The 24,902-nt window shown below is 57.0% G+C and carries 20 protein-coding genes; 9 read left to right on the top strand and 11 right to left on the bottom strand.

Annotated features, from left to right (window positions below; translation table 11 throughout):
• Positions 1–94: 94 nt before the first annotated feature.
• Complete coding sequence (gene pnpS, locus BUE18_RS11270; RefSeq protein WP_073475714.1) at positions 95–1,864, bottom strand: two-component system histidine kinase PnpS; 1,770 nt, start codon at positions 1,862–1,864, stop codon at positions 95–97.
• A 4-nt stretch (positions 1,865–1,868) separates the two neighbouring features.
• Complete coding sequence (locus tag BUE18_RS11265) at positions 1,869–2,555, bottom strand: response regulator (protein ID WP_073475712.1); 687 nt, start codon at positions 2,553–2,555, stop codon at positions 1,869–1,871.
• Positions 2,556–2,843: 288 nt separating this feature from the next.
• Between BUE18_RS11265 and BUE18_RS11255 the strand changes: the two genes are divergently transcribed.
• The gene (locus tag BUE18_RS11255; protein ID WP_083610952.1) at positions 2,844–5,894 is read left to right on the top strand and encodes a PAS domain S-box protein; all 3,051 of its coding nucleotides are present in this window, start codon (positions 2,844–2,846) and stop codon (positions 5,892–5,894) included.
• A gap of 28 nt (positions 5,895–5,922) precedes the next feature.
• On the opposite strand, the gene BUE18_RS11250 is transcribed toward BUE18_RS11255, so the two are convergent.
• Genes BUE18_RS11250 through BUE18_RS11240 form a run of 3 tightly spaced genes read right to left on the bottom strand, consistent with a single transcriptional unit; the run spans position 5,923 to position 8,701 of the window.
• A complete protein-coding gene (locus BUE18_RS11250) occupies positions 5,923–6,375 on the bottom strand; it encodes a DUF6210 family protein (protein WP_211482800.1) in 453 nt (150 codons plus the stop codon).
• Positions 6,376–6,401: 26 nt separating this feature from the next.
• A complete protein-coding gene (locus tag BUE18_RS11245) occupies positions 6,402–7,739 on the bottom strand; it encodes an FAD-binding oxidoreductase (protein WP_073475707.1) in 1,338 nt (445 codons plus the stop codon).
• Positions 7,736–8,701 carry a UbiA family prenyltransferase gene (locus BUE18_RS11240; RefSeq protein ID WP_073475705.1) on the bottom strand — a complete coding sequence of 322 codons (966 nt, stop codon included), beginning with the start codon at positions 8,699–8,701 and terminating at the stop codon, positions 7,736–7,738. The genes BUE18_RS11245 and BUE18_RS11240 overlap by 4 nt, the downstream gene beginning before the upstream one ends.
• A gap of 118 nt (positions 8,702–8,819) precedes the next feature.
• Here BUE18_RS11240 and argJ point away from each other — a divergent pair, with 118 nt between their 5' ends.
• Both argJ and BUE18_RS11230 read left to right on the top strand, forming a co-directional pair.
• Positions 8,820–10,007 carry a bifunctional glutamate N-acetyltransferase/amino-acid acetyltransferase ArgJ gene (argJ, locus tag BUE18_RS11235; RefSeq protein ID WP_073475704.1) on the top strand — a complete coding sequence of 396 codons (1,188 nt, stop codon included), beginning with the start codon at positions 8,820–8,822 and terminating at the stop codon, positions 10,005–10,007.
• Between the two features lie 3 nt (positions 10,008–10,010).
• Positions 10,011–10,715: a pseudouridine synthase gene (locus BUE18_RS11230; protein ID WP_073475702.1), complete on the top strand. Its 705-nt coding sequence runs from the start codon at positions 10,011–10,013 to the stop codon at positions 10,713–10,715.
• Positions 10,716–10,726: 11 nt separating this feature from the next.
• Here BUE18_RS11230 and BUE18_RS11225 read toward each other — a convergent pair whose 3' ends face one another.
• Positions 10,727–12,136 carry a sigma-54 interaction domain-containing protein gene (locus BUE18_RS11225; protein WP_073475700.1) on the bottom strand — a complete coding sequence of 470 codons (1,410 nt, stop codon included), beginning with the start codon at positions 12,134–12,136 and terminating at the stop codon, positions 10,727–10,729.
• Between the two features lie 548 nt (positions 12,137–12,684).
• Here BUE18_RS11225 and speD point away from each other — a divergent pair.
• From speD to BUE18_RS11195, 6 genes are all read left to right on the top strand, one after another.
• Positions 12,685–13,323: an S-adenosylmethionine decarboxylase gene (speD, locus tag BUE18_RS28450; RefSeq protein WP_083610950.1), complete on the top strand. Its 639-nt coding sequence runs from the start codon at positions 12,685–12,687 to the stop codon at positions 13,321–13,323.
• 3 nt (positions 13,324–13,326) lie between these two features.
• The gene (locus BUE18_RS11215) at positions 13,327–14,301 is read left to right on the top strand and encodes a GNAT family N-acetyltransferase (RefSeq protein ID WP_073475698.1); all 975 of its coding nucleotides are present in this window, start codon (positions 13,327–13,329) and stop codon (positions 14,299–14,301) included.
• The gene (locus tag BUE18_RS11210) at positions 14,294–15,541 is read left to right on the top strand and encodes an ATP-grasp domain-containing protein (RefSeq protein WP_139264690.1); all 1,248 of its coding nucleotides are present in this window, start codon (positions 14,294–14,296) and stop codon (positions 15,539–15,541) included. The genes BUE18_RS11215 and BUE18_RS11210 overlap by 8 nt, the downstream gene beginning before the upstream one ends.
• Positions 15,538–16,869, top strand: a complete 1,332-nt coding sequence (locus tag BUE18_RS11205; protein ID WP_073475695.1) for a diaminopimelate decarboxylase family protein — start codon at positions 15,538–15,540, stop codon at positions 16,867–16,869. Before BUE18_RS11210 ends, BUE18_RS11205 begins: the two co-directional genes overlap by 4 nt.
• Positions 16,870–17,029: 160 nt before the next feature.
• A complete protein-coding gene (locus BUE18_RS11200) occupies positions 17,030–18,025 on the top strand; it encodes an alpha/beta hydrolase (protein ID WP_083610949.1) in 996 nt (331 codons plus the stop codon).
• Between the two features lie 19 nt (positions 18,026–18,044).
• Positions 18,045–19,187, top strand: a complete 1,143-nt coding sequence (locus BUE18_RS11195; RefSeq protein ID WP_073475693.1) for an acyl-CoA dehydrogenase family protein — start codon at positions 18,045–18,047, stop codon at positions 19,185–19,187.
• Between the two features lie 303 nt (positions 19,188–19,490).
• Here the strand turns inward: BUE18_RS11195 and BUE18_RS11190 are convergent, their stop codons facing one another.
• The 5 genes from BUE18_RS11190 to BUE18_RS11170 all read right to left on the bottom strand — a co-directional run bounded on the left by BUE18_RS11190 (position 19,491) and on the right by BUE18_RS11170 (position 24,854).
• Positions 19,491–20,240 (bottom strand): HD domain-containing protein, encoded by a 750-nt coding sequence (locus BUE18_RS11190; RefSeq protein WP_073475691.1) that lies wholly within the window; start codon positions 20,238–20,240, stop codon positions 19,491–19,493.
• 120 nt (positions 20,241–20,360) lie between these two features.
• The gene (locus tag BUE18_RS11185) at positions 20,361–21,164 is read right to left on the bottom strand and encodes an alpha/beta fold hydrolase (RefSeq protein ID WP_073475690.1); all 804 of its coding nucleotides are present in this window, start codon (positions 21,162–21,164) and stop codon (positions 20,361–20,363) included.
• Positions 21,161–22,591, bottom strand: coding sequence for an AMP-binding protein (locus tag BUE18_RS11180; protein ID WP_073475688.1), 1,431 nt, complete (start codon positions 22,589–22,591; stop codon positions 21,161–21,163). The genes BUE18_RS11185 and BUE18_RS11180 overlap by 4 nt, the downstream gene beginning before the upstream one ends.
• Positions 22,592–22,944: 353 nt before the next feature.
• Positions 22,945–23,979 (bottom strand): o-succinylbenzoate synthase, encoded by a 1,035-nt coding sequence (gene menC / locus BUE18_RS11175; protein ID WP_073475686.1) that lies wholly within the window; start codon positions 23,977–23,979, stop codon positions 22,945–22,947.
• A complete protein-coding gene (locus tag BUE18_RS11170; RefSeq protein ID WP_073475685.1) occupies positions 23,976–24,854 on the bottom strand; it encodes a 1,4-dihydroxy-2-naphthoate polyprenyltransferase in 879 nt (292 codons plus the stop codon). Before BUE18_RS11170 ends, menC begins: the two co-directional genes overlap by 4 nt.
• Between the last annotated feature and the right edge of the window lie 48 nt (positions 24,855–24,902).

The following is a 24,902-nucleotide window of genomic DNA, read 5'->3' as shown; positions in this document are numbered from 1 at the left end:
GGGAGGAAAAACTGGCGCCGCCTGAACCAAACAACCCCGGCGAGGCCGGGGTTTTCCATTCAGCAAACCAAGCTGGGTATGTCGTAAGGTGCAATCAGGGGTTGAGGTGCAGGGTGAAGGCGGCGCCTTGTCCTTTTTCGCTTTTCACGGAAACATGGCCGCCGTGGGCCGCCATGATGTGTTTGACAATGGCCAGGCCCAGTCCTGTTCCTCCCAGATTGCGGCTGCGGGCCTTGTCCACCCGGTAGAACCTTTCAAAAAGGCGGGGGAGGTGTTCTTCCGAAATGCCGGGGCCTTCGTCTTCCACCCAGATGAGGACTTCGCCTCCTTCGGCTTTGGCGCCCACCCGGACCACGCCGTGCTCCTCGCTGAACTTGACGGCGTTATCCAGGAGGTTGACCACGGCCTGTTCGATCATGGTGGGGTCGAAGCTTGCTGTCAGGTCGTCGGGGCATTCCATTTCCACGGTGATGTTTTCGGAAATGGCCCGGGCCTCGCAGACTTGCACGGCGGTTTCCAGGGCTTCCTTGACGCTGGCTTTTTCCAGGGGGAGTTCTCGGCCTCCCGCCTGTTCGATGCGGGAAAGCTCCAGCAGATCCTCCACGATGGCTTTAAGCCTGTCCGTATGGCGCGAAATGATTTCCAGGAAGCGTTTGGCATTTTCCTTATCATCCAGTGCGCCGTCCAGGAGGGTTTCCACGAATCCCTTGATGGCCGTAATGGGGGTTTTGATCTCGTGGGACACGTTAGCCACAAAATCCCGGCGCATGTTTTCCAGTTTGGTCACCTGGGTCATGTCGTTAAGAACCACCAGGGCGCCCATGCGTTGGGCCTGGGCGTCCCTCAGGGTCATGCCCCTGACCTTGAAATACCGCTCATGCTTTCCGGAAAGCACCAGTTCCTCTTCCACGGGGCTTTCGCTTTTGAAGGCCATGAGCACAAAATCATGGAAATCGGTGTTGCGGACCGTTTCCTGGATGGTTTTTCCTGCGGCCGTTTTAGGGTCGCAGGCGAGCATGCGTCCGGCGGCCTGATTCATGCTGATGATGCGCTGCCCGGTGTCCAGGGCGATCACGCCTTCCACCATGCTGGCCAGGACGGCCTCCATTTGATTTTTTTGCCGGGTTATGAAGTCAATGCGGCCTTTTAGGTCTTTGGCCATTTGGTTCATGGCCTTGGAAAGGGATTCGATTTCTTCGGATTTCGCCTCGGGCGGGCTGAAATTGAAATCGCCCCGGGAGATGGATTCGGACCATTTTTTCATCTGTTCAATGGGGCGGGTAATGCGGCGGGCGGCGAGCAAGGCGATGATCGCGGCGAAAAAGGCGATGATAAGCCCGCCTGCTGCGATTTTTCCCCGGATGTCAGACACCGCTTCGTCCAGGGAGTTGACCGAGACGGCCGTCCGGATGATTGCGATTGTATTGCGTCCTTTTTTGGTGGGAACAGCCATGTACATCATTTTTTCATCCAGGGTGCGGCTGAATCGGATGGAGGACGTAGCCTTGCCTGCTGACGCCCCGAGCACTTCCGGGCGGTCCACATGATTGTCCATGTTTTTGGGGTCTTCGTTAGAGTCGCCCACCACTTGGCCCGTTGGCAGTATGACGGTGATCCGGGTTTGGGTGCGCCTGCCCACGCTTTTGCACAGGTTATCAAGGGCTGCAAGATCCAAAGGGTCCAATAGTTGGACTATTTGGGGTTCGACGAACTGAGCTCTGGCCATCAGATCCTGCTCCATGTTGCTCAGGTAGAATTTGCTCATGGCGCTGGAAGCGTACCAGGCCACGGCCACAATGGAGATGAGGATGACAAGCAGATACGTGGGGAATAATTGCAGGAACAGCCGGCGTTTTTTTTCCATGTTGTTATTCTTTCAGGCGGTAGCCTACACCGCGCACGGTTTCGATGAATTTTCCGGAGGCTCCCAGCTTTTTCCGCAAGCCGACGATCTGCACGTCCACGGACCGGTCGGTGACGGCGAAGCCTTCGCCGCGAACGGCGGAAACGATCTGGGAGCGGGTGAAAACCCAGCCGGGCCTTTGCGCCAGGTAATGGAGGATGTCGAATTCAGACATGGTCAGCTTGATTTGCTTTCCATTGACCGCCACCTCTCTGCGTCCGGGATGGATGCTGATTCCGTGCACTTCCCGGGCCTGTATTCCATCGTCAGGCTCCGCGGCGTTTCTGCGCATGACGGCCCGGACCCTGGCAGTGATGACTCTGGGGGAAAAAGGTTTGGTGACATAGTCGTCGGCGCCAAGTTCCAACCCCCTGACCACGTCGGACTCATCTCCCTTGGCGGTGAGCATGATGATAGGGATCGCCGATGTGTTGGGCTTGGATTTCAGAACTCTGGCGACTTCCAGGCCGTCGATTCCCGGCAGCATAAGGTCCAGGAGGACCAGGTCCGGGGAAAAGTTTTTGACGGCTTCCAAGGCCTTTTCGCCGGAATCGGCGCAGAAAATTTTGAAACCTTCCCGTTCCAGGTTGAACTTGAGGAGTTCCAAAATGTCTTCTTCGTCGTCTACAATCAGTATACTTGTTTTTGGCATAGCGTCTCACCTTGAAGTGGTTATAAAAACAGCCTCCGATTTATGTAACGCGAAAGTTAGGCCTTTGTTAGGATTTGATAAAGGTTTGGTTGGGTTTTCCATTGGACCGAAAATAGCAGTTTTCTTGATGGAGATCAAATAATGTGGTAGTCTGTACGGCAAATCATTTATGATATCGATGTGCAGGTTTAGCAAGGCGGGCTCTGAGGGTGGGCCTTTCTTTGAGTTGTTTTTACCTTGGATGCTTTTTAAAATGCGCATGATTGTGCTGCAACAAGGTTTTGTTTAATGTCTCCTTTGTCCATGCCTATTGCGATTGCAGCAGCCCTGACCATGGGCTCGGCCATTTTTCACGCCCTGGTGTACGTCAGGCAAAGTGTGCGAAAGGAATACCTGTACTTCGCCGTTGTGTGCCTTCTGATGGTCCTGTACGACATCATTTCCATCAATGTGTATAATGCGAGCTATCCCGAGCAGGCGACATACTGGCTCAAGCTGCGAATGCTCATTCTCGCCCCCAGCGGTTTGGCCCTGGTCTGGTATCTTCATGCATACACGGGCCACCCGGACAAACGCCCGGTCTATTTTTTCACGGCCTATTTTTCCATTGCTTTTATCATCGGGGTTTTCGCCCCCGGAGGGTTGTTCTGGCTGGAGCAGGCCCCGGTCCTGCAGAAAGTTCATATGCCATGGTTTGGGCCCGTAACCTTTTACGAGTTCTCCTTGAGTTCTTTTGGCGCTTTCCGCTATTTGATTCGGGTGCTTTTTATCGCTTATTTCTGTTGGGTGACCTTGTGGTATACGCGGCATCGCAGCCTGCGCAAGGGGCTGGCCATGGTCGCTTCGTTCATGGTGTTTTTTATAGGCATCGCCAACGATTCCGCGGTCCGGCTCGGCTTGTACGATTTTATTTACATCATCGAGTTTTCGTTTATGGGCGTGGTCATGTTCATGACCTGGCAGCTTGGAAATCAGGTTGCGGAAGCCCTTGTGGTTCGGGATCAGTTGGAGGAAAGCGAAAGGCGCTACAGGCTGTTGGCGGAGAACATCTCGGACAATGTCTGGGTGCTGGATATGGATATGAGGTTCGTGTACTCCAGCCCGTCGGTGAAAGGGCTTTTGGGGTTTGAACCGGCCGAAGTGATAGGGACGTCCGCGTATGGAATCATGACGGAGGAAGGCCTTGGCCTGGTGCAGCAAGAGTTATTGAGCGGCTTTGAGGAGAACCGGCAGTTTCCCGACATCGATGTGAGGCGTAATGTCATCATCCAGTTGATTCGCAAGGACGGTACGCCTATTCATACGGAAATCAAGGCGGGTTTCTTGTATGACGATGATAGGAATCCCGTGGGACTGGTGGGCATTTCCAGGGATGTGGAGGCTCAGATCGTTGCGGAAAAGGCCTTAAGGGAGAGTGAGGAGAAATACAGGAGGGTGTATGAAAACATCCAGGACGTGTATTTCGAGGCCGACCTGGACGGCATCATCCGCGAGGTCAGCCCTTCCATTCGCTATGTAACCCAGTACACCCGGGAGGAGTTGATCGGCAGAAACATCCGCTCCCTGACCGTCAGTCCGGATGAAAGAAACGACCGGCTCGAAGCCATGGTCAGCCATGGAAGGATCAATGATTACGAAGCCGAGTTTATTGACAAGGACGGATCTATTGTGCGGGCTTCCATTACCGCCGCCTTTTTGTTTGACGAAGAGGGGAAGCCCACGGGCACTGCGGGGACGATTCGCAACATTGAAGACAGGAAAAAGGCGGAGGAAGCTCTGCGCGACAGCGAAATCCGGTTTCGCCTGCTGGCGGAGAATTCCACGGACATTATATGGACCATGACTCTGGGCGGAGCTTTTACCTATATAAGCCCCTCAGTGGAAAGGATGAGCGGCTTCACCGTGGACGAGGTCATGAAAATGACCCTGGACCAATACCTCACCCCGGAATCCTGGGCCAAGGTTCAGCGCTCCATTGCGCGAGAGCTGGCTTCCGACCGGGCTTTCAACGGGCACCCGGCGACCCTTGAATTGCAGCAATACACCAAAAGCGGGGACATTATCGATGTGGAGGTCACCTCCAACTGGATATTGAATGACGAGGGGCAGCCTGTTGGAGTTCGAGGCGCCACGCGGGACATCCGGGCGCGAAAAAAAGCGGAAAGGGAAAAAAGCGAACTGGAAGCCCAGTTGCTGCAGGCCAGAAAGATGGAAGCCATCGGCACCCTGGCCGGCGGCATCGCCCATGATTTCAACAATATTTTGCACCCCATCATAGGCTACACCCAGATGCTCATGGAAGAGCATAAAGGCCGGGAGTCCACCACGGAGGTTCTGGACGAAATCCTGCGAGCGGCCGTCAGGGCCAAAGAACTGGTTTCCCAAATCCTCACCTTTGGCAGAAGGTCGTCCGAGGCACCTTCGTTAGTGGATCTGAGCGCCGTGGTAAAGGAGTCGCTCAGCCTGTTAAAAGGCTCCATCCCCTCCACCATTGAGGTTAAAGCGACGCTTCCCGACGCCGGCAGCGGGGTTTTCGGCAATTCCTCCCAGCTTCATCAGATGGTGATGAACCTGTGCACCAACGCCTATCAGGCCATGAAGAACATGGGCGGCGTCATGACCATCAGCCTGGAAAAGGTGAGCTTAAACGGAGACGGCGGCGCTCTCGCTTCCAATCTGCCTGAAGGGCATTATCAAAAGTTGTCCGTCTCCGACACCGGGCCGGGGATGTCCAAGGCGGTGATGGAAAGGATCTTCGAGCCTTATTTCACCACAAAGGACGTGGGGGAGGGGACCGGAATGGGGCTGGCCATGGTGCACAGCATTGTGAAAAGCCACAAAGGGGAGATTTGCGTGCGGAGCCAACGGAACCAGGGCGCCCTGTTTGAGGTGTATCTGCCCGCTGCTCCGGGCGCCAGTGATGAAAAGGCGAAGCCTGAGGCAAAGGAGGCTCCCAAAGGGGAAGAAGAGCGGATTTTAGTCGTGGATGACGAGCCCCAGACTCTCAGGATGACCAAGCGCTCGTTGGAGAAACTCGGGTATTTGGTTCATGCGGAGGAATCCAGCCAGGCCGCATTGGATCTTTTCGCCAACAATCCGGATTCCTTTGATTTAGTCATAACCGACATGATCATGCCCGGCCTTAACGGCGATCTCCTGGCGCAAAAGATCCTGGCCGTCCGGCCTGAAATCCCCGTCATTTTATGCACCGGATGCGCGGATTCAGGCGTTTTTCAGAAGGAAACAGGGCTTGAGGCGGTCAAACTTCTTCAAAAACCCGTGGATCGGCAGGTTCTTGCGCAGACCATTCAAGAGGCGCTTGCGGCGGGACCGGCGTGAGCGAATTTGGAGAGGGTGCTTTTGAAATTCAAGGCAGCTCGCTGTTATCCCAGGTTAAAATCGCCCGGCAGCCGTCAAATCCTTTGATGATTCTTCGTTCCTCAGAATTGGGGTCGTCCATAATCTTAACGTAAATCCAGGCTTCGTGGGATTTTCCAAGACGGCTTCTATCCACCTTCACGCAGGAAGTCTCGATGTTTTGCTCCAGCACTTCGTCAATGTAGTCGGCGGTTTCTTCGTCGATGCCGTCCATGCAGGCGCCGAACCATTTGGACCCGGTAAAATGCTCCCAAAGGAGTTCGTCCTGGTTAAGCAGGCCTTCTCCAATGGGCACAAAAACGCCTTCCTGCTTGGAAAGAAAGCATGCCAGCCCGCCTGTCTGGTTCGAGTAGACCACCCCTGACTTCCAAACGATGATCAATCCGATGCGTTCTCCGATGTCACAAAGCCGCAAGGTGGGCATTGGCGCCTTCTTGGTCATGAATCGCCTCCAATCTATTGATTATTTTATCTAAAATCGCAAATCTTATTCCCGGCGCCCATGATTTGCCGGCGCCAGAAACAGGAGCTGAAAGCCGGGTCCACATGGGGGAGGAATTTTTCAAGGGCGGGGAATGACAAACGGAACATCTTCGGGCTCATACGGGCGTCTTTTGCGGGATACAGGGCTCCGCCCGCCTGCGCGGCGACCTGATCCAATTTATTAAACAATGCCAGGGTTTTAGGGCCCTGGTTGGGAAAATCCAATGCCAGAGTTACGCCCGGCCTGGGAAAGGACAGAAGCCCAGGAGACGTAATGTTTCCGAATCTCTTTAAAACCGCCAGAAAAGATCCTATCCCGGCGGCGGCGATCCTGTCCAGAATTTCCCGCACGCCTTCCCGGCTGCTTTCGGGGGGGATCACGCATTGATATTGGTAAAAGCCTTTTTTGCCGTAGAGCCGGTTCCAGTGTTCAATGGCGTCCAAAGGATAGAAAAAGGTCCGGCATGGGACAATGCGGGATTTTTTTGGGGCCGCCTGCCTGTTGTAGTACAGGCTGTTGAAGGCCCTGAGGCTGAGCTTGTTCACCAGGGAGAAGGGCGGGTCAAACGGCATTTGGATGGTGCGCGGTCCCGCGCTTTTGCCGGGCGTGGCCGGGGAATAGTTTCCCCGGATGAAATGGCCCCTGCCCAGGGATTTGCCCCGGGCCAGGCAATCCACCCAGGCGACGGTGAACTCATGGTTTGCGTCAGACTCCTCGGACAGGTCGAAAAAACCGTCCAGGCCGGAAAATTTGAGGGTTTCCTGATGGATGACCGGGTTTTGGCAGGGGGAAAGCTGGATTTCCGCCCAGGAAATCAGCCCGGTCAGGCCCAGGCCGCCTATGGTCGCCCGGAAAAGGTCCGGGTTTTCCTCTGGAGAGCACAGCAACGTTTCGCCGTTGGAGCGCTTTAGCTCAAAGCAAAGCGCATGGCGCCCGAATGTCCCGGCCTGGTGGTGATTCTTGCCGTGCACGTCGTTGGCGATGCATCCGCCTATGGTGACGAACCGGGTTCCGGGGGTGACGGGCAAAATCCATCCTTTGGGCAGGGCGTGGTCCAGGATTTGGGAAAGCAACACGCCGGCCTGGCATTTGATGACGCCGGTTTTCTCGTCAAAGTCCAGGATTTTGCTCAGGCCCCGGCAATCCAGAAGCGCGCCCTGGGTGTTGAGGCAGGAATCTCCGTAGGAGCGTCCGTTTCCGTACGGCAAATAGGGCGGCGAAGACGCCAGGGCGTCCAGGGAGAAGTTCTCTGCAGGAATGCGCTCCCCGTGTTGCGGGCCGAAGTCCAGGCGGCCCCATGACGGATATTGGCAGGCCGTCATATCCACCCCGCAGCAATGAAAACCGCGCCCACGGCGCAAAGCAGGGCCAGGGAGGCCTTGTTTTTTAAGGCGAAGACAATGGGATCGTCGGACAAGGCGCCTTTTCGGGCCTTGCTCCAAAGCAATCCCAGCCACAGGAGAAGCAGGGCGCATCCGGCCCATAATAAGGAGGGCGAACGGTATAATTCCGCCGCCTTTCGGCTTCCTGCGTAAAAGCACAAAACCGCAATGGAGGCTATGCCGAAGGCGGCGCCCAGGGCGCCCAGGATTTTTTCGTCCCCGACCCCGTAACCCCGGCCCTTGGCCCTGGACCGGTTTCTCCCGGGCAGGGCGGCCGCTTCCACGTAGCGTTTGGCCATGGCCAGGCTGGTGAAGAACAGGACGGAAAAAATCAGCAGCCACAGGGAGATGGGGATACCGGCCGCGGCGCCTCCCGCAACAATCCTCAAGGTATACATGACCGCCAGGACCAGGACGTCCAGAAAGGCGATTTTTTTAATCCACAAGGAGTAATTGAGGCCCAGAACCAAATAAACGATCAAGGTTCCAGCCAAATAGACGGGCATCCACAATGCGCAGCCCATGGCCGCCAATGCCAGCAGGGGGGCGGCGGCCAGCCCGAATTGGGGAGGCAGGGCGCCCGAGGCGAAGGGCCTGTTCTTTTTATGGGGGTGGATTTTGTCGGCTTCCAGGTCCAGGACGTCGTTGATCAGGTACAGGGCCGATGCGCACAGGCTCAGGCAGAGAAATGCCGCCAGCCCGGACGACAGGTGGAGCAGGGAGACCTGATGTCCCGTGAAAACAGGTACAAAGACCAAAAAATTCTTCACCCACTGATGGGGGCGCATGGCCCGAAGCATGTCCATGGCCGGGTTGCGCGCTTCCGTGAACAAGGGCTCCTCCCCCCCGGCGCCCGGACGGAGATGGGAAACCTGAATAGAGGTCGTTTTTTCCGGTTGCATTATTATTAAGAATCTGTTCCAGTGGGTGGTTATTCTTGTCAGATGGCTTGGGGCATGGTAAATGATTTTACTTTTCATTGCAATGCCTGATAGACAATCAAACCAAAGGGACACAATCATGAAGACGTTGGAAAAAGCGTCCTGTCAGGGCTTTTCCGCGGCCGGAACGGCGTGCGGACTCAAGAAAAACGGGAAACCCGACCTGGGTATGATTTTTTGTTCGGTCCCGGCCTCCGTGGCCGGGGTGTTCACCAGGAACAAGGTCCAGGCCGCCCCTGTATTATTGGATAAAAAGAACATCAGCTCCGGCGTGTGCCGCGCTGTAGTTGCAAATAGCGGGTGCGCCAATTGCTGCACCGGCAAACGAGGCGTGGACGACGCCGTGGAAACCACGCGTCTGGCAAGCGGAAATCTGGGCGTGGACGCCGAAGACGTGCTTGTGGCTTCCACGGGCGTGATCGGCAAGATCCTGGACGTGGAAAAAATCCGGAACGCCTTTCCCCGGCTTGTGGACAGCTTGTCCCCGGAGGGCTTCGAGTCTTTCGCCGAGGCAATCATGACCACGGACAACGTTCCCAAGGTTTCGGCGGTGGAGGCGGATTTTGAAGGCCAGACCTTCAACGTGGTGGGCGTGGCCAAAGGCGCGGGCATGATCCGGCCGGACATGGCCACCATGCTGTGCTTTATCTGCACGGACATCCAGGCCAATCCCAACACCCTCAAGCGGGTGCTTCGGCCGGCGGTGGACGCCTCGTTCAACCGCATCACCATCGACGGAGACACCAGCACCAACGACACGGTGCTGCTCATGGCCAGCGGGCTGTCCCAGGTGGCGGCCAACCGGTGCATGGACCTGTTTCAGCAGGCCGTGGACAAGGTCTGCCTGGATCTGGCGCACATGCTGGTCAAGGACGGCGAAGGCGTGAACAAGGTGGTGACCATCGACATCCAGGGCGCGGATTCCGACCAGGACGCCCGGCGGATTGCGGACGTCATCGCCCATTCTCCCTTGGTCAAGACCGCCTTTTTCGGCGAGGACGCCAACTGGGGCAGGCTTTTGGCCGCCGCGGGCCGGGCCGGGGTTCCCTTGGATCCTTACGTGGTGGACATCTTTTTTGACGGCGTGCAGATGGTCAAGGACGGCATGGGCCTGGACATGGAGGCGGAGGCCATGGCCACCGAGGTCATGAAACTGCCCGAGTTCACCGTAAAGATCGACTTGAAAATAGGCAAGGGCCAGGCCAGCGTGCTTACCTGCGACCTGTCTTACGATTACATAAAAATCAACGCGGACTACCGTTCCTGATCCATGGCTTTGGAAAGGCTTCAAAAATATCTGGCCCACGCCGGGGTCTGCTCCCGGCGGCATGCCGAGGAGTTGATCTCCCAGGGCAAGGTGGCCGTCAACGGCGAAATCGTCACCCAGATGGGCGTGAAAATCGACCCGGACCAGGACGAGATTGCGGTCAACGGCAAAAAGGTGGAGCCCAAGGAAAGCCGGACCTATATCATGCTCAACAAACCGGCCGGGTATTTGACGACGTGCAAACAGCCCGGCCGGAAAATCGTCCTGGATCTCATCGACCTGCCCCAGCGCCTGTTCCCCATAGGCCGTTTGGACAACAACTCCACGGGGCTGCTTTTACTCACCGACGACGGCCGGATTCACCACCGCCTTTCCCATCCTTCGTTCGACCACGAAAAAGAATACGAGGTGGAAACCGTCAAGGACGTGCCGGACCAGGCCCTGGACGCCATGCGGCGGGGCATGATGCTGGAAGGCAAAAAAACCCGGCCCGCCAAGGTTAAACGCACGGGCCCCAAGTCCTTCACCATTGTCTTGAAGGAAGGGCGCAACCGGCAGATTCGCAAAATGGTGGAGCTGACCAAGAACAAGGTCAGACGGCTTCACCGGGTGCGCATGTCCACCATCCGTCTGGGCGGCCTGCCCTCGGGCAAATGGCGCCGCCTGAACGCGAAGGAAATCCAGGCCCTGACCAAGGGGTTGGATTGAGGGGCTATCCGTTAAATCTGTTTAAAATCCCGTTTGTCCAGATCGTATTTTTGCATTTTGTTGTAAAGGGAGCGGGTGGTGATGCCGGCGATGTCCGCGGCCGGGCCGATCTTCCCGGCGGTTTCCTCCAAAACCGATTCCAGATACAGCTTTTCCACCCGGCTTAGGGCCTGGTCCGTCACTTCCTTAAGGGTTTTTCCCTTCCAGGACTCGGGGGCTGCATCCTGAACCGCGTGTTCGGTTCTCACATTGCTTTGAAAAATGTGGGGCAGGTCGCGGAGGGTGATTTCCTGGTCCGGACACAGGATGATGGCCCGTTCCAGAACGTTGAACAACTCCCGCACGTTGCCGGGCCAGTCGTAGCGCGTCAGGGCCTCCATGGCCTCCCGGGAGATGCTTTCCACGTCCTTGCCGTGCCGGGCGTGCTGGTTGGTGATGAAATCCCTGGCGAGATGGGCGATATCCTCCCTGCGCTCCTTCAAGGCGGGAATGGTGATGGTGATGACGCTCAGGCGGTAAAAAAGATCCCCGCGGAAAGCCTTGGTCCGCACATCCTCCTCCAGGTCCCGGTTGGTGGCGGCGATCACCCGCACGTCCACCCACATGGCCTTTTCTCCCCCCAGGGGCTTGACCTCGAAATCCTGCAGCACCCTTAAGAGCTTGGCCTGGAGATGGATGGGCATTTCGCCGATTTCGTCCAGGAATATGGTTCCCCGGTGGGCCATTTCAAAGGCGCCCCTGCGGGAGCGCACCGCGCCGGTGAAGGCCCCCTGGATATGGCCGAACAACTCGCTTTCCAGCAATTGCTCGGGCAGGGCGGCCATGTTCACGGTCACAAAAGGCCCCGAGGCCCGGGGGCTTTCAAAGTGGATGGCCCGGGCCAGGCGCTCCTTGCCCACGCCCGTCTCGCCCGTGATGAGCAGCTGGGCGTTGCTGGAAATAACCTGCCTCACCTCCTGGAGCATGGCCTGCATGGACTGGCTGTTGGAGCGGAAATCCTCCAGCCTGGGCCGGTAGTCGGGCCGGGTGGGCGGGGCGGTCCGCACAATGTATTGCAGGCGGGACTCCATGACGCCCTCGATGGCCTGAACAATGCTGCGGGGCGGCAGGCCTGCATGGAGCGCAGCGTCCGCGCCTGCGGCCACCAGCCCGGCCTGGTCTTCGGAGGACTCGTGCATGTGCAGGATGATGGTCGCCGGGTTTTCGGGCAGGTCGTTCAGGGCGGCGATGCTGGTTTCAATAGGGCGGGGCAGCAGGCTTTCGTTGATGACCACTATGTCGGCGCAGCTTCTGATGACCTTTTGCCAGGTGAACCGGCCCGGGCCGTAGGCTTCCAGGTTGATGTCCAGGCTTTCCAGGGATTTTTTCAGCTTGGCCAACAGGCCGGGGTTGTCGATGCACAAGGCGACTTTTAAGAGCATGGCGTTTCCAAATATCCGGGGCCGATGCCGGCCCTTACGCGGTGTAGGGGCGCCCGCTGCGGGCGTCCAAAATAGACGCGAACAAGGGGCGGGGAAAGACGATTTCAAGGGGACGCGATGTCTAAACGGCCTTATATCGGAAATAGTTTTCCGAAGTCAACCAAATTATGGGCGAAACCCAAAGAATTGCCGCGCTATTTCAAGAATAGGAAAGTTGTTTCTTATAACTGCTTAAAAACAAGCAATTCAATTCCTTTTTTAGGGCTTTTTCCCTGGAAATGCTTTGAGCTCCAATTATCCTTTGAGGCGTCTTTTGCATTTCAACCAAAAAACCGACCGGAGATCCTTTTTTATAATCTTTTGATTTTATGATGTTTTAATTTTAAATCGCCTTTGCGGCCGGGTTGGGGTCGGTAATTTAGGAAATCAATTTCTTAAAATGGGAAGGATTGCAAGATTTTTTTCGTCTCTGGCACGCCCCTTGCTCATGGGGCAGGCATTGGGGAACAACGTTGTTTCCACCTTATTCTTAATTTGAGGACACTCACATGATGACGAAAAAGAAAAAGCGCTCCAACGGGGGCAAGGGCCTTGGCGCCCGCGAAGTTTTTCCTGCAGCGGAAATGGATTTCGACGACGAAAGAATGAGCCGCAACCGGCGCTCCTTGAAGTTCTCCAAGGGGCTGCACAAAACAAGGGCGGCGGATGAGGATGCGGATTATGCGGACGATTACACGGAGTATGAAGAGGGCGGATACGCCGACGCTCCGTCCGGGCCTTTTGTGGTGAACTCCCTGATGGAAGGCGAGGCCGTGAAGGAGCAGGTGGAAAACAATGCCTGCTGGGGCCTGGCTTCTGCCGTGGACCTCTATGGTTGCGATCCGGACCTGATCCGGGACGCGGACGCCATCAAGCGCTTTGTGGTGGAGTTGTGCGATCTCATCGAGATGAAGCGTTTCGGCGAGACCCAGGTGGTGCATTTCGGCGAGGACGAAAAGGTGGCCGGTTTCTCCATGGTGCAATTGATCGAAACCTCTTTGATTTCAGCTCATTTCGCCAACGCCAGCAACGCGGTGTATTTGGACGTGTTCAGCTGCAAGGCGTACAACCCGTATTTGGTCCGGCAGTTCGCCGTGAATTATTTCAAAGGCGAGGACAGCAGCCTCCAGGTTTCCATGAGGAGATAGGGAATGACCAAAATATCCCTGATAAACGATCAGGAGGAGATCGCCCGAATGTGGGCGGCCCTCATGCCCGCCCCTGTGAACGTGTTTGACCTGTGGGAGACCCGGATGCATTTTCACAGGGCCTTTCGGCGGCCTGTGATCGGCGTGAAGGCTGAAGGGGCTTTGGGCGAGGCCGAGGGTTTTCTGCCCCTCAGCTGGGTGGAGGAAGCCCGGACCTGGACCGTTTTCCCCGGAGAAACCTGGAAGGGCAAGACCTGGCTGGAAGGCAACGTTTTTCCCGCCAGGGATCGGGGGACTCTGGAGGCCATGCTGGAAGCCGTGCCGGGCGCCGCGCATTTGCGGTATCTGGATCCCATGAAGCAGTCTTTCGGGTATCCGGGGGCGGAGGAGGATGAGGTCGGGTATTTGTTTTTCCCCGGAAGGCATTCCTATAATTTTCAGGAATACCTGAACAGCTTTCCCCGCAAGACCTTGAAGAAGCTCATGGCCGAGACGTCGCGGCTGGAAAGCCGGGGCGTGGAATATCGTTTTGATTGCATGGACGACGCCCAGTTTTTGTTTCGCATGAATATAGAGGCTTTCGGCCCGGAGTCCTATTTTTATGATCCCCGCTTTTTAAAGGGATTTGAGGACCTTCTGGCCTGGCTTCGGGACAAGGGCATGCTGCGGATTACGGCCGCATTGATTGAAGGCAGGACGGCCGCCGTGGACGTGGGCGCGGTGTACAAGGGCTATTACTCGGTTTTGGCGGGCGGCGTGGACCGGGATTTTCCCGGAGTGGCCAAACTCATCAATTTTCATCATTTGGAAAGGGCTTGCGCGGAAAAGCTGGATTGTGTCGACTTCTTGTGCGGGAATTTTAACTGGAAAGAGCGCATGCGCCTCATACCCCGGCCCCTTATGGAGATCCGCCTGCAAGAGCAGCCTGGCGTGGTCTACCCGGCAGTCCGGGAAGCGGAGCTTGCACTCCGTGTCTGATAATGCACGGGTGCTGGTTGTTGGGACGACCCCGGATTATGTGGACAGAATTCGGCGGATCAGGCCCGGCAAGGGCTTGTTTTTAACGGATCCTCAGGTTCGCAAAAATGCGGCCGAACCTCCCCCCATGTCGGACGAGGAGGTTCTTTGCCCTTTGAACCTGGAAGAAGCCCGGAAGGCTCTGGAAAAGCATCTCAAGGCCAGCCGCATGGAGCTTGCGGGAATCGTCTGCTACGACTGCGAATCCCTGGTCTTGGCGGCGGAACTGGCGGAAGAGCTGGACCTGGACTTTCCATCTTCCCGGGCCGTGGCCAATTGCCGGAATAAATTCCAGGCAAAAAGCCTGTGGGCGGCCGCCGGCCTTCCCACGCCGGGCTTCTGCCTGGCGGAAAGTCCGGATCAGGCCCTGGCCTTCATGGCGGAGCATAATCCTCCCTGGGTGGTAAAGCCCGTGGATGGCTCAGGCAGCTCTTTGGTGTTCAAGATGGACTCCAGGGCGGACTGGGCCAAGACCGCGGCCGCGGCGGAGTCGTTTTTCGCCCGGCAAGGCAAGGACCCGCAAGGGGCCTGGCCCATGCTTATGGAGGAAATCGCCCTGGGCCGGGAGTTTAGCGCGGATTTTCTGGTTGTCGGGGGACAGGCCCGGATTCTTCGGCTTACCGCCAAGCATGGGCTGAATTCCGGACATTTCGGAATCACCCAGGCTTATGAGTTGAAAGACGGCCTGTTTTCCCCCAAGGAGACGGCGGCCCTGGAAGGCCTGTTCGCCGAGGCGGCGCGGGCTGCAGGGGTGAAAGCCTGCATCTGCATGGTGGACTTTATACTGAACGAAAACGGTCCATGGCTCCTGGAAATGGCGCCCAGGCCCGGAGGGGACTGCCTGCCCTTGCTGTTGCGAAACGCAGGCGGGCCGGACACCATGGCCCTTGCCATGGATTTTGCGGCCAAAGTTCCTATTCATTGGAAGCAGAAGCCCCTCAAGCCCCACGTGGGAATGCGCATTTTCGCCCCCCATGACGGCGAGTTGGAGCGCCTCGAACCGGGAGGCCTGTTAACGGATAAGCGGGTGCTGTGCTTCGAGCCCCTCAGGCGGGTCGGGGATTCCATCAAACTGCCGCCCCGGGATTACGACTCCTGGATTTTGGCGAATGTCATTTACAGACCGGATGCGGGCAGGGACGTCGCTCTTCAAAACAGGGTTCTGACGAGCTTGGCCGAAATAAGGATAAAACGCCCATGACCTTTGATTTTACGCCATCTCAGGCGGCTTTCCGGGACGCATTATCCCGGGTGGAGGCCATGCTTCGGCATAAGGACGGACGTCTGCCCGGAGCCATGGTCAAGGCCTATGTGGAGCGTTTTTTCAACAAGAAGGAGGTGTTCCTGGATTTGGCTGAGGTCCATCAGGAGCCCCTTTATGTGTTGGATCACGCCAATCTGAAAAAACATGCAGCCATGTTCAAAAACGCGTTTGCGGCGTGTTTTCCGGATTTCGCCTGCTATTACGCCATGAAAAGCAACAATCACCCCGAGGTTTCCCGGATTTTGGTCAATCAGGGATTCGGGCTGGACGTCTCCAGCGGGGTGGAAGTGGAAAGAGCCCTGGCCTTGGGGGCGGAGGACGTCATCTTCAGCGGTCCGGGCAAGACGGACAAGGAGCTTTTCCTTGCCGTGGAGAATTCCGGCAGGGTGAAAGTCCTCATGGACAGCCTGGGCGAGATGGAGCGCCTGAACCGGTTGGCGTTGCAGGCCGGAAAAAAGGTGCGGGTTGGCCTTCGCATTACGCCGCCTTCCAGCCCGTGGAAAAAATTCGGCGTAGCCCTGGCTAATCTGGGAGCAGCCTGGAAAAAGGCTCAGGAATGCCCGGGTTTGGAAATCCAGGGGCTTCAGTTCCATACAAGCTGGAACCTGGATCCGTCCCAGCAGGTCAGGACCATTGCGGCCATCGGCAGGGAAGTCGGGCAATGGTCCCCGGAAATGCTGGGGGCTTTGAAATTTTTGGACATCGGCGGCGGATACTGGCCCCAGGCCGGGGAATGGCAGGTCTATCCGGTCACCCAGGCCGGGCAGGTGATGAAACTGGCGGGCCTGGACGTGGACCGGCCTTTGGAGCATTATTACGCGCCGGCCCAAAGCCTGGAGGTTTTTGCACAATCCCTCTATCAGGCGGTGGAGACCCACATTTTCTCCACGGTTCCCTGCCGCGTATGCATGGAGCCGGGCAGGTGGCTGTGCAACGGCGCCATGCATTTGTTGCTGAATGTGGTGGACAAAAAGGACGGCGGCCTGGTCATCACCGACGCCGGAACCAACGCCGTCGGCTGGGAGCGCTACGAAATGGATTACGCTCCGGTGCTGAACCTGAGCCGGCCGGCTTTGGAGGAAAAGGCCTGCGAGATCATGGGCTCCTTGTGCACGCCCCACGATTTGTGGGGCCTGTCTTACTGGGGGCAAGACATTCAGCCGGGGGACGTGTTGTTGATTCCGGATCAGGGCGCTTACACTTACAGCCTGAAGCAGGATTTTATCAAGGCGCCGCCCCGGGTGATTTCCATGCCTGAAAAGTAAAAATTGCTTACCCTTGCCTTTGGCGCCGGTTAAATCTATCGATCCCGGCGCCGGGCAAGCGACCCTTTTCCTCGTAGAATTTCATGCCGCAGTTTCCTTCTTTGTAGAAATCGTGTATAATAACCGGCGACTATAAACCAATTGGGGGGAGTTTAGGCCTATGGCGCAAAAAAAGCGTTGGGTTCGGTTGCTGGTCGTCGTCATTCTACTTATTTCCGCATACATCGCTGTCAACACGACTCTATTCAAGCCTTCCCTGGGCAGCCGTCTGGCGCGCCTTTCCGTGGTTTATTATCTGGCGCCCCGGTTTACGCCGGACACCCCGGTGGACGTCACCCGGGACGCCGTGGAAAATCTGAGCAAGATGGCGACGCTTCCGTGGGGGACCAGGGTGGAGGAAGCCAGTGTGGCCGGGCTGAAGGCCGAATGGGTCCGGGCGCGGAAAACGCCGGAGAATTCCACAAACGCGCTGCTGTACTTTCACGGCGGGGGATTTTTTTGCGGCTCCGCTTCCACGCATCGTAATCTTGCGGCCGCGCTGTCCAAGGCTTCGGGCATGCCCGTGCTGGTCCCGGAATACCGCTTGGCGCCGGAGTTCAAATATCCCACCGCCAATGTGGATTGCCTGGATTCCTACCTATGGCTTCTGGATCAGGGGTATAAGCCGGAAAACATCGCCCTGGGCGGGGATTCCGCCGGCGGATGCCTTGTCCTCATGACTTTGCTCAGCATCAAGGAAAAAAATCTGCCCATGCCAAAGGCTGCGATTATGATTTCCCCCATGACGGACGCCGTAAATTTTGACGGGGAGTCTTTAAAATCCCGCAGTGAGGCCGATCCTTTGTTTGACGGCGAGGACATAGGCAAGCATATGACGTGGTATTTGGGCCCCAAGGACCAGCGGCCGGAATTGGCCAGTCCCTTGAACATGGATTTAAGCGGCCTGCCGCCTTTGTTCATCCAGGCGGGAGACGACGAGGTCTTGTTGAGCGACTCCACCCGGTTGGCGGATCGAGCGAAAAAGGCCGGGGTCAAGGTAAAGCTGGAAGTGTGGAAAAACATGTGGCACGTGTTTCAATCCTTTGGCGTGATCTGCCCGGAATCAAGGCAGGCGGTAAATCATTTGGGTTTGTTTTTAAAGGACGAGTTAAAGTAGTCACAGATATGGGTTTTGTATGGACATTTTGAATTACACGGCCGAGCACAAGGCCTTTCGGCAAAGGCTGCGGGAGTTCTGCAAAGAAGAAGTCGTCCCCCATGTGGATCAATGGGAAAAGGACGGCGTCACCCCCCGGGAAATCTGGAAAAAGATGGGGGCCGAAGGCTTTTTATGCACCTGGGCGGATAAGAAATACGGCGGCCTGGGAGGGGATTTTCTCTATTCCGTCATCGCCCTGGAAGAACTGGTGCGCACCAATCAATACGGCCTGGACGCCTTTTTGCACAGCGACATTGTAACGCCGTACATCGCCTCTTTCGGCAATGACGCCCAAAGGCAAAAATACCTGCCCGGGTGCGTGTCCGGGGAGTGCATTACGGCCGTGGCCATGTCCGAGCCGGACGCGGGCAGCGATTTGGCCTCCATGACCATGACCGCAGTGGACGACGGGGATCACGTGGTTCTGAACGGAACCAAGACCTTTATCTCCAATGGGCTTTTGTGCGACGTGGCCGTGGTCGCGGCGATCGACCCGGACGAATCCAACCGGCATAGGGCGGTTTCCCTGTTTCTGGTGGACGAAGGAACGCCCGGGTTTGAAAAAGGCCAGGCCATGAAGAAGATGGGCGCCAGCAGCCAGGATACGGCCGAGCTGTTTTTCCGGGATTGCCGCATTCCCCTGTCCAACCGTTTGGGGGAGAAAGGCTCGGGATTTCCCAAGCTCATGGTCAAGCTCCAGCAGGAGCGTTTGCTGGTGGCCCTGAACGCCGTGACCAGGGCGGAATTCGTTCTGGAATGGACCACAAACTACTGCAAGGAAAACAAGTCCGAAGGCAAGCCCCGCTCCAAATTCCAGGCCGTGCAGTTCGCCCTGGTGGAAATGGCGACCGAAGCCAGGCTGGGCCGCATCTTTTTGGATAAGCTCATTGCCGGTCATATGGCCGGAGAGGACGTGAACGCGGAAACCTGCATGGCCAAATATTGGGCCACGGACATGGCCAAACGCACGGCGGACCGGTGCCTGGATCTGGTGGGATTGGATGCCACCGCCGAATCCTGCCCCCTTGCCAGAATGTTCCGGGACATCCGGGTGTTTCCCATCTTCGCAGGAACCAACGAGGTTATGAAAATTGTGGTGAGCCGCAGTTTGGGGTTGTAGTGCGGAAGGCATTTGACGCCAAGCTGCGTTCAAACAGGTAATTATACTCCAAGGCAAGTTCCTAATGACGCTGGATCCCGGCTCGCGGGCCGGTCTTCAAAAGAAGATCGCCCCTTGCCGGGATGACGGGCATTGCCGCCGCAGATGATGGGTAACCCAGGCAAAGCAGTATCTTGCCTGGGCGCGTCAGCGCAGAAGGGGCGGCCCTGTGTAGAAAGTTAAGACCATTCGAGGCGGGCGGCCGAAAAAAGTCTGTCGAGGACTTTTATTTATCGTCGCCAACCATGGGGTTGAATACGTTCACTACAGGAACTCATCCCTTAGCATCTGGCGGATTTCCTCGCCGATTTCCAGGCCGGCGTCCACGAACTCGGGTCCGTATTGCTGGCCGGTGTCGGTCCGGAAGGTCTCCTTGATTTTAATGATGCCCTTGATGCCTTCCTCGTAGCGGTCCAAAAACATGGATACCGAAGACTTGAAAAAGGACACCATATACCACACCGTATCCGTGAAGTTGTCCGGCCCCCAGCGGAATTTGTCGGCGTCGTAAAGGCAGTCCGAGATGGCCTGGCCCATGTCGCTGGCGCACGGGTCCGGCGGATGAAAGGCCTCGTGGTTTCGGATGGCCAGGGAGATGGCGTCGATCTCGTTCTGGGAGAACGGAAAATCCTCCAGGATTTCCGCCGCGGCCAGGGCGCCTGCGTGGGCGTGGCGCTTTTCCTTGCGGGAGATATCGTGCAAAAGCCCGGCCGCCTGCACCAGCAGCAGGCCGCGCTCCCTTTCCATTTCCCGCATGTTTTCTTGGTCCGCGTAAATCAGGAACAAAATGCCAGCGTCGATGGTCACCTTGACGCAATGATCCAGGCCGTGGCCCAGATCGTCGTCCACCACGCTGGCCACGAAATTATGCAATTTGGTCAGGATTGGGCTGTCTTCAAGGGATTTCCGGGAAAGAGTCATTAAATCCGCGTGATCCGAATAAAAAGTCTGTTCCGGATATTTGCTTCCGATTTCCCGGGCGCGCTGCCTTATTCTTGCGTACAGATCGTCCATATCTCTCCGAAGGGGGATGGGTCGCGAGTTTGTGAAAAATAGTACCACTTTCCCGGAAATTGGCAAGCGTTTTCGGATAAGCCCCGCCGATTCCGGGCCGAAAGGGCGAATGGAGCGGGCCTATGGAGTCAGGCCTGAGGCCTTGATTATGGTTTCGGCCGCTTGGGCCGGAAACTGAATATGGACGTTGTGGGAGGCGCCGGGGAACGGGGCCGGGTTTAGTCTTGGAATTATTTCAATGGCTTTTTGCGCCTCCTGGGAGTACCTGGCGTCCTTTTCACCGTAGATATAGGTTATGGGAACGTCAAGTTTCGCCAGGTCCGGCCCGAACCACGGGTGATTTCCCACGCCCAGGACTTTAAGGGCCCGGGCAAGATCCGTCACGTTATTTTTTTGTTTGGAGGCCGTGAGGCCGGGCAGAAGCGGAGAGTCCCATAGGGTGCAAAAAAGGGGCAGGCGATGCCATTTGTCCAGGAATCTGCGGAAATCCCCGGCGGTCTTTATGTTGGCCAGCAGGGCGTCGTCCTTTTGCTTGCGGACTTTTCGTTCTTCAAGGCCGGGAATTCCCAGGCCTGCGGATTCCAGAATCAAACGGCGGACGCGATCGGGCGCCAAAAGGCAGACTTGCTGGGCGATCCGGCCGCCCATGGAATAGCCGTAGAGGAAAAAGGATTTTATCTCTATTTCATCAAGGGATTTTAGGACCAGCCTGCCCGCGTCTTCAAATCTTTTCGGCCAAAGGGACTGGGGCGTTTGGGAAAATAAGGAACGGCCGTGGCCGGGCAGGTCCAGGGTTGTCAGGAAGAAGTGCGGCTTCAGCAAGGGGATCAGGGGCGCAAAGGATTGGCCCCGGCCCATGAATCCGTGAAGCATGACCAGGGGCGGATTTTGCGGGTCGCCGTATGTTTGGGCGTGGAGTTTCATGGTTTTTTCGCCGTGTCCGCCGCGATTTTTTGCAGGGCCTTGCGGTCCCGTTTGACCCCTTTTCGCCCCATGCCGGGGGCCAGGGGCAGGATTTTTTTGGGAATTTTGTAGGACGGCAGGATTTTTTTCAAAGCCGCCTTGATTTGCTCCTGATCCAATTCCTTTTCGGTCATGGCGAAGGCCCAGGGAACCTGGCCGAAAACATCGTCATCCACGGGAACCGCCACGGCTTCCAGAACCAGGCCGGTTTCCGTCAGGGCCTTTTCGATTTCAGCCGGGTTGATGTTCTCGCCGCCCGAGATGAAAACAAGATCCCGCCTGCCTGTGATTTTCAGGTTGCCGTCCGGGTCCCATTCCCCCAAATCCGCAGTGCGGAATTCGCCGTCCATCAGAACATGCTCCGGCTTGCCGTCCACGATGTAATGCTTGAACAGGGTCTCGCCGCCGATGGCAATGGTTCCGTCATCAGCAAGAGAAACTTTTCGGTATGGCAAAACCTTGCCGGCCGTAAAATGCACATGCCGCTGGGATCCGGGCCTCACCGCCGTGACCATGGCGCAGGCCTCGGTGGAGCCGTAGGTGGGCAGGACGGGGATATCGGCGTCCAAGGCCTTTTCAATAAGCGGAGCGGGGCACGGCGCGCCTCCCAGCAAAACGGCCTTGCAGGCTGCCAGGGCCTTTATGGTTTTTGGATCGTCCATGAGCCGTTGCAATTGGGCGGGCACCACGGAAAGGATCGTGGGCCTGCTTTGTAAAACCGCCGGGGCCAGATCTCCCGGATTGTCGTGCATCAGGGCGATTCCGCCGCAGAGCATGGTGCGGATGAAAATCAGCATGCCGCCCACGTGAAATAAAGGCAGGCTCACCAGCCAGGAGTCGTTGTGATCCAGGCCGAAAAATTCCACGGAACCCAGGGCACTGTAATAAAAATTCCCGGCGGTGTGAACCACGCCCTTGGGGGCGCCTGTGCTGCCCGAGGTGAAAATGACGGAGCATTCCCGGTCCAGGGGGATGGCGCTTAAAGGAGGGGGCGCTGCGGGCGCCGGAGCGTGCAGTTCATGGGGCGAAATCACGGGGCATGGCCAAGGCGCGGCATCGCCTGGCGATACCACCACATCCGGTTTGAGGCCCGCCGGAATTTTTCCCAAAGGCCCTTTGGGATCCAGGGCCGCGTAGGTAAAGCCCATGACCCAGGAAGCCAGAAACAGGTAAATATGATCCAGGGAGTTGGGCGCGTGGATGCACAGCAATTGCCCCTGCTTGACGCCCAGGTTTTCGAGGTTGAAGATAACCCGTTGCAGGCCGGCTTTAACCAAATTAAAGCTGAGGGCTTGGGACTTTGAAATCAAGGCGGGGGCGCCGCCATAGGCGTCAAACAAGGCCTTAAGGTTCAGCCGGTTGTGATGGTCGATAAAGGGCAGGGGCATATTCGTTCCTTGATAAAGCCAAGTCAAAATGGGCGGCAATCGCAGCTCCCGCCGCCCCCTTAAGACGCTGGGTCCCCGCTTGCGAGCGATCTCAAAACGCGGATCGCTCTTGCGGGGATGACGATCTTTTGGGGTTAAACAAAGAGCAAAGGGCGCTTGTCGCTCGGTTGCCAGGTTGCGAGAAAGCATCCAAGCTCCTTTGGCTGATGACACCCCAGTCATCCGTCATCCCCATGCAGCCCTGGGGCATGGAGATTGCGGCGGTTTTGTAATCATCATGATTCCAGTGCGGAAACGGGGCCCCAGTGTTTTTCCAGGTCGTTTACAGGAGCGGCCCATGGCATTCCTTTTGTTTAAACAGGGATTTGCATACGGCCATCCACTATATGCATCCTGTGAAAAAACATCTGTTTTGAAAAATACTTCAAGGTATCCAGGCCGTGGGCGGTTTCCGGCGCGTAATGATGCGCCAGCAGCCCCAGCATGGACATCCCCGTTGCGCCATTGAACGAGGAGCTTAGCACGGTTTTGATCCCTTGCTTGTTGAACCGCTCCATGGCCTGGGCCATGCCGTGCACCCCCTGGAACGATCCCGGCTTGAGGATGACCGCGCCCAGGGATTCAGGAAATGGATCATCCGGAATTGCATAAGATTCCAGGGACTCGTCCAAAGCCAGGGGCCAGGGGATTTGGGCGGCCTCAAAAAAGCCGAACTCCGGCCGTAGCGGCTCTTCCACGTACTCAACATTCAGATGCTTTAGGGCCTTGTAATAAGCCTGATATTGGGCCGGATCCAAAGTTCGGTTGGCGTCCAGCCGCAGGGTCAATTTATGGTCGAAAAGGGAGTTCAATTCCAGGATTCGGCGGATTTCCTCCCTGGGATCCATGCGGCCGATTTTTATTTTTACCGTGGAAAATCCCGAGGCCTTGAGTTGTTTTGCCTGAGCCGGAAGCCTGCCGGGATCGGGCGAAGGGACGAACAAGCCGTTGACGGCTATTTTTAACTCATCAGCGGCTGTAATACTCCATAGCCCGGAGCATAAGCCGAGCCAGGCCAGGGCGCTTTCCAGGCCAAAGGCGGAAATAGCGCTAAGTCCCATGATTCCAGGCAAAAGGCCCAACATGGGAGCGGTCAAGGAAAAGGAATTCCAATTCAAGGTCTGGCCTGCAAGGGCTTTCCTGATCGGGCGCAATTCCCCCTGGCACTGGTCCAGGGAAATGGAATCCAGGCCGGGCAGGGGGGCCGCCTCGCCCCAGCCTGTACGGCCTTGGTCGTCGGAAATTGCAACTTGCAGTCCTTCCCGCTTGTCCAATGTCCGCCCTCCCACGCGTATGGGGGCGGCGAACGGAATAGAATAATGAAAAAGCTGCATGTCGCGAAGATTCAAACGGCGACTCCTATGGCGAAAAGCAAAGAGTATACAAAGGCGTATTGGCCTGTGGCGGCCAAAACCAAGTTCATTTTTTTGTCCAAAGGCGCATTGGAAATAGCCCGCCAGTGGTCTTTAAAAAGCTGAGCGGACAAAGGCGCCGCAATCACGATGAGTTTTGCCGGATGCTCTCCCAGGTAGATCAAAGGCATGAGCCACGAAAAAAGAAGCAGGCTCAGGGAGAAAATCCGGGCGCGGCGCTCTCCCAGCATGACGGCCACGGTGCGTTTGCCCGTGCGGGTGTCCGAGGCTATGTCCCGCAGATTGTTCACCGACATGAGCATGGCGGCCAAAAAGCCCGGCCCCATGCCGGCGACGATGACGGTCTTGGAAATCTCCAAGGTTTGAAGATAATAGGTTCCGCCCACGGCAACGGGTCCGAAAAATAGAAAGGCCAGGGCCTCGCCAAGGCCCAGGTAGGACAAAGGCTTGGGGCCGCCGGTATATAAATAGGCGAAGGCAATGGAGGCCAGGCCGATGATGACGATGGGCAATCCTCCGCGCACGGCCAGGGCGACTCCCAGCAGAAAGGCGGCGGCGAAACACGCGATGAACGCGGCCTTGACCTGTCCGGGCGGAATCAGTCCCTGCTGGGTCACCCGGTCCGGTCCCAGGCGGTCTTTGTCATCCACGCCGTGGGCGTAGTCGAAGTAGTCGTTCACCAGGTTTGCGCCGATCTGCATGAAAATGCAGCAGGCCAAGGCGGCCGCGGCGGCCCACCAGCACAGGCCTTGCTCCCAGGCCAGGCCCAGGCCGAGAATGACCGGCGCCGCCCCGGCCGGAAGGGTCCGGGGCCTGATTGCCATGATCCAGTGTTTTGTTTGATCGTTCATAACAAAATTTTTTCTATAATCGTTAATGCAGAGTTGCAGTTTCTTAGA

The sequence above is a fragment of the Desulfatibacillum alkenivorans DSM 16219 genome, from assembly GCF_900142135.1.
Classification (GTDB): Bacteria; Desulfobacterota; Desulfobacteria; order Desulfobacterales; family Desulfatibacillaceae; genus Desulfatibacillum; species Desulfatibacillum alkenivorans.
The sequence above is the reverse complement of the archived record's forward strand: the minus strand, read 5'-3'. Positions and strand labels throughout refer to the sequence as shown.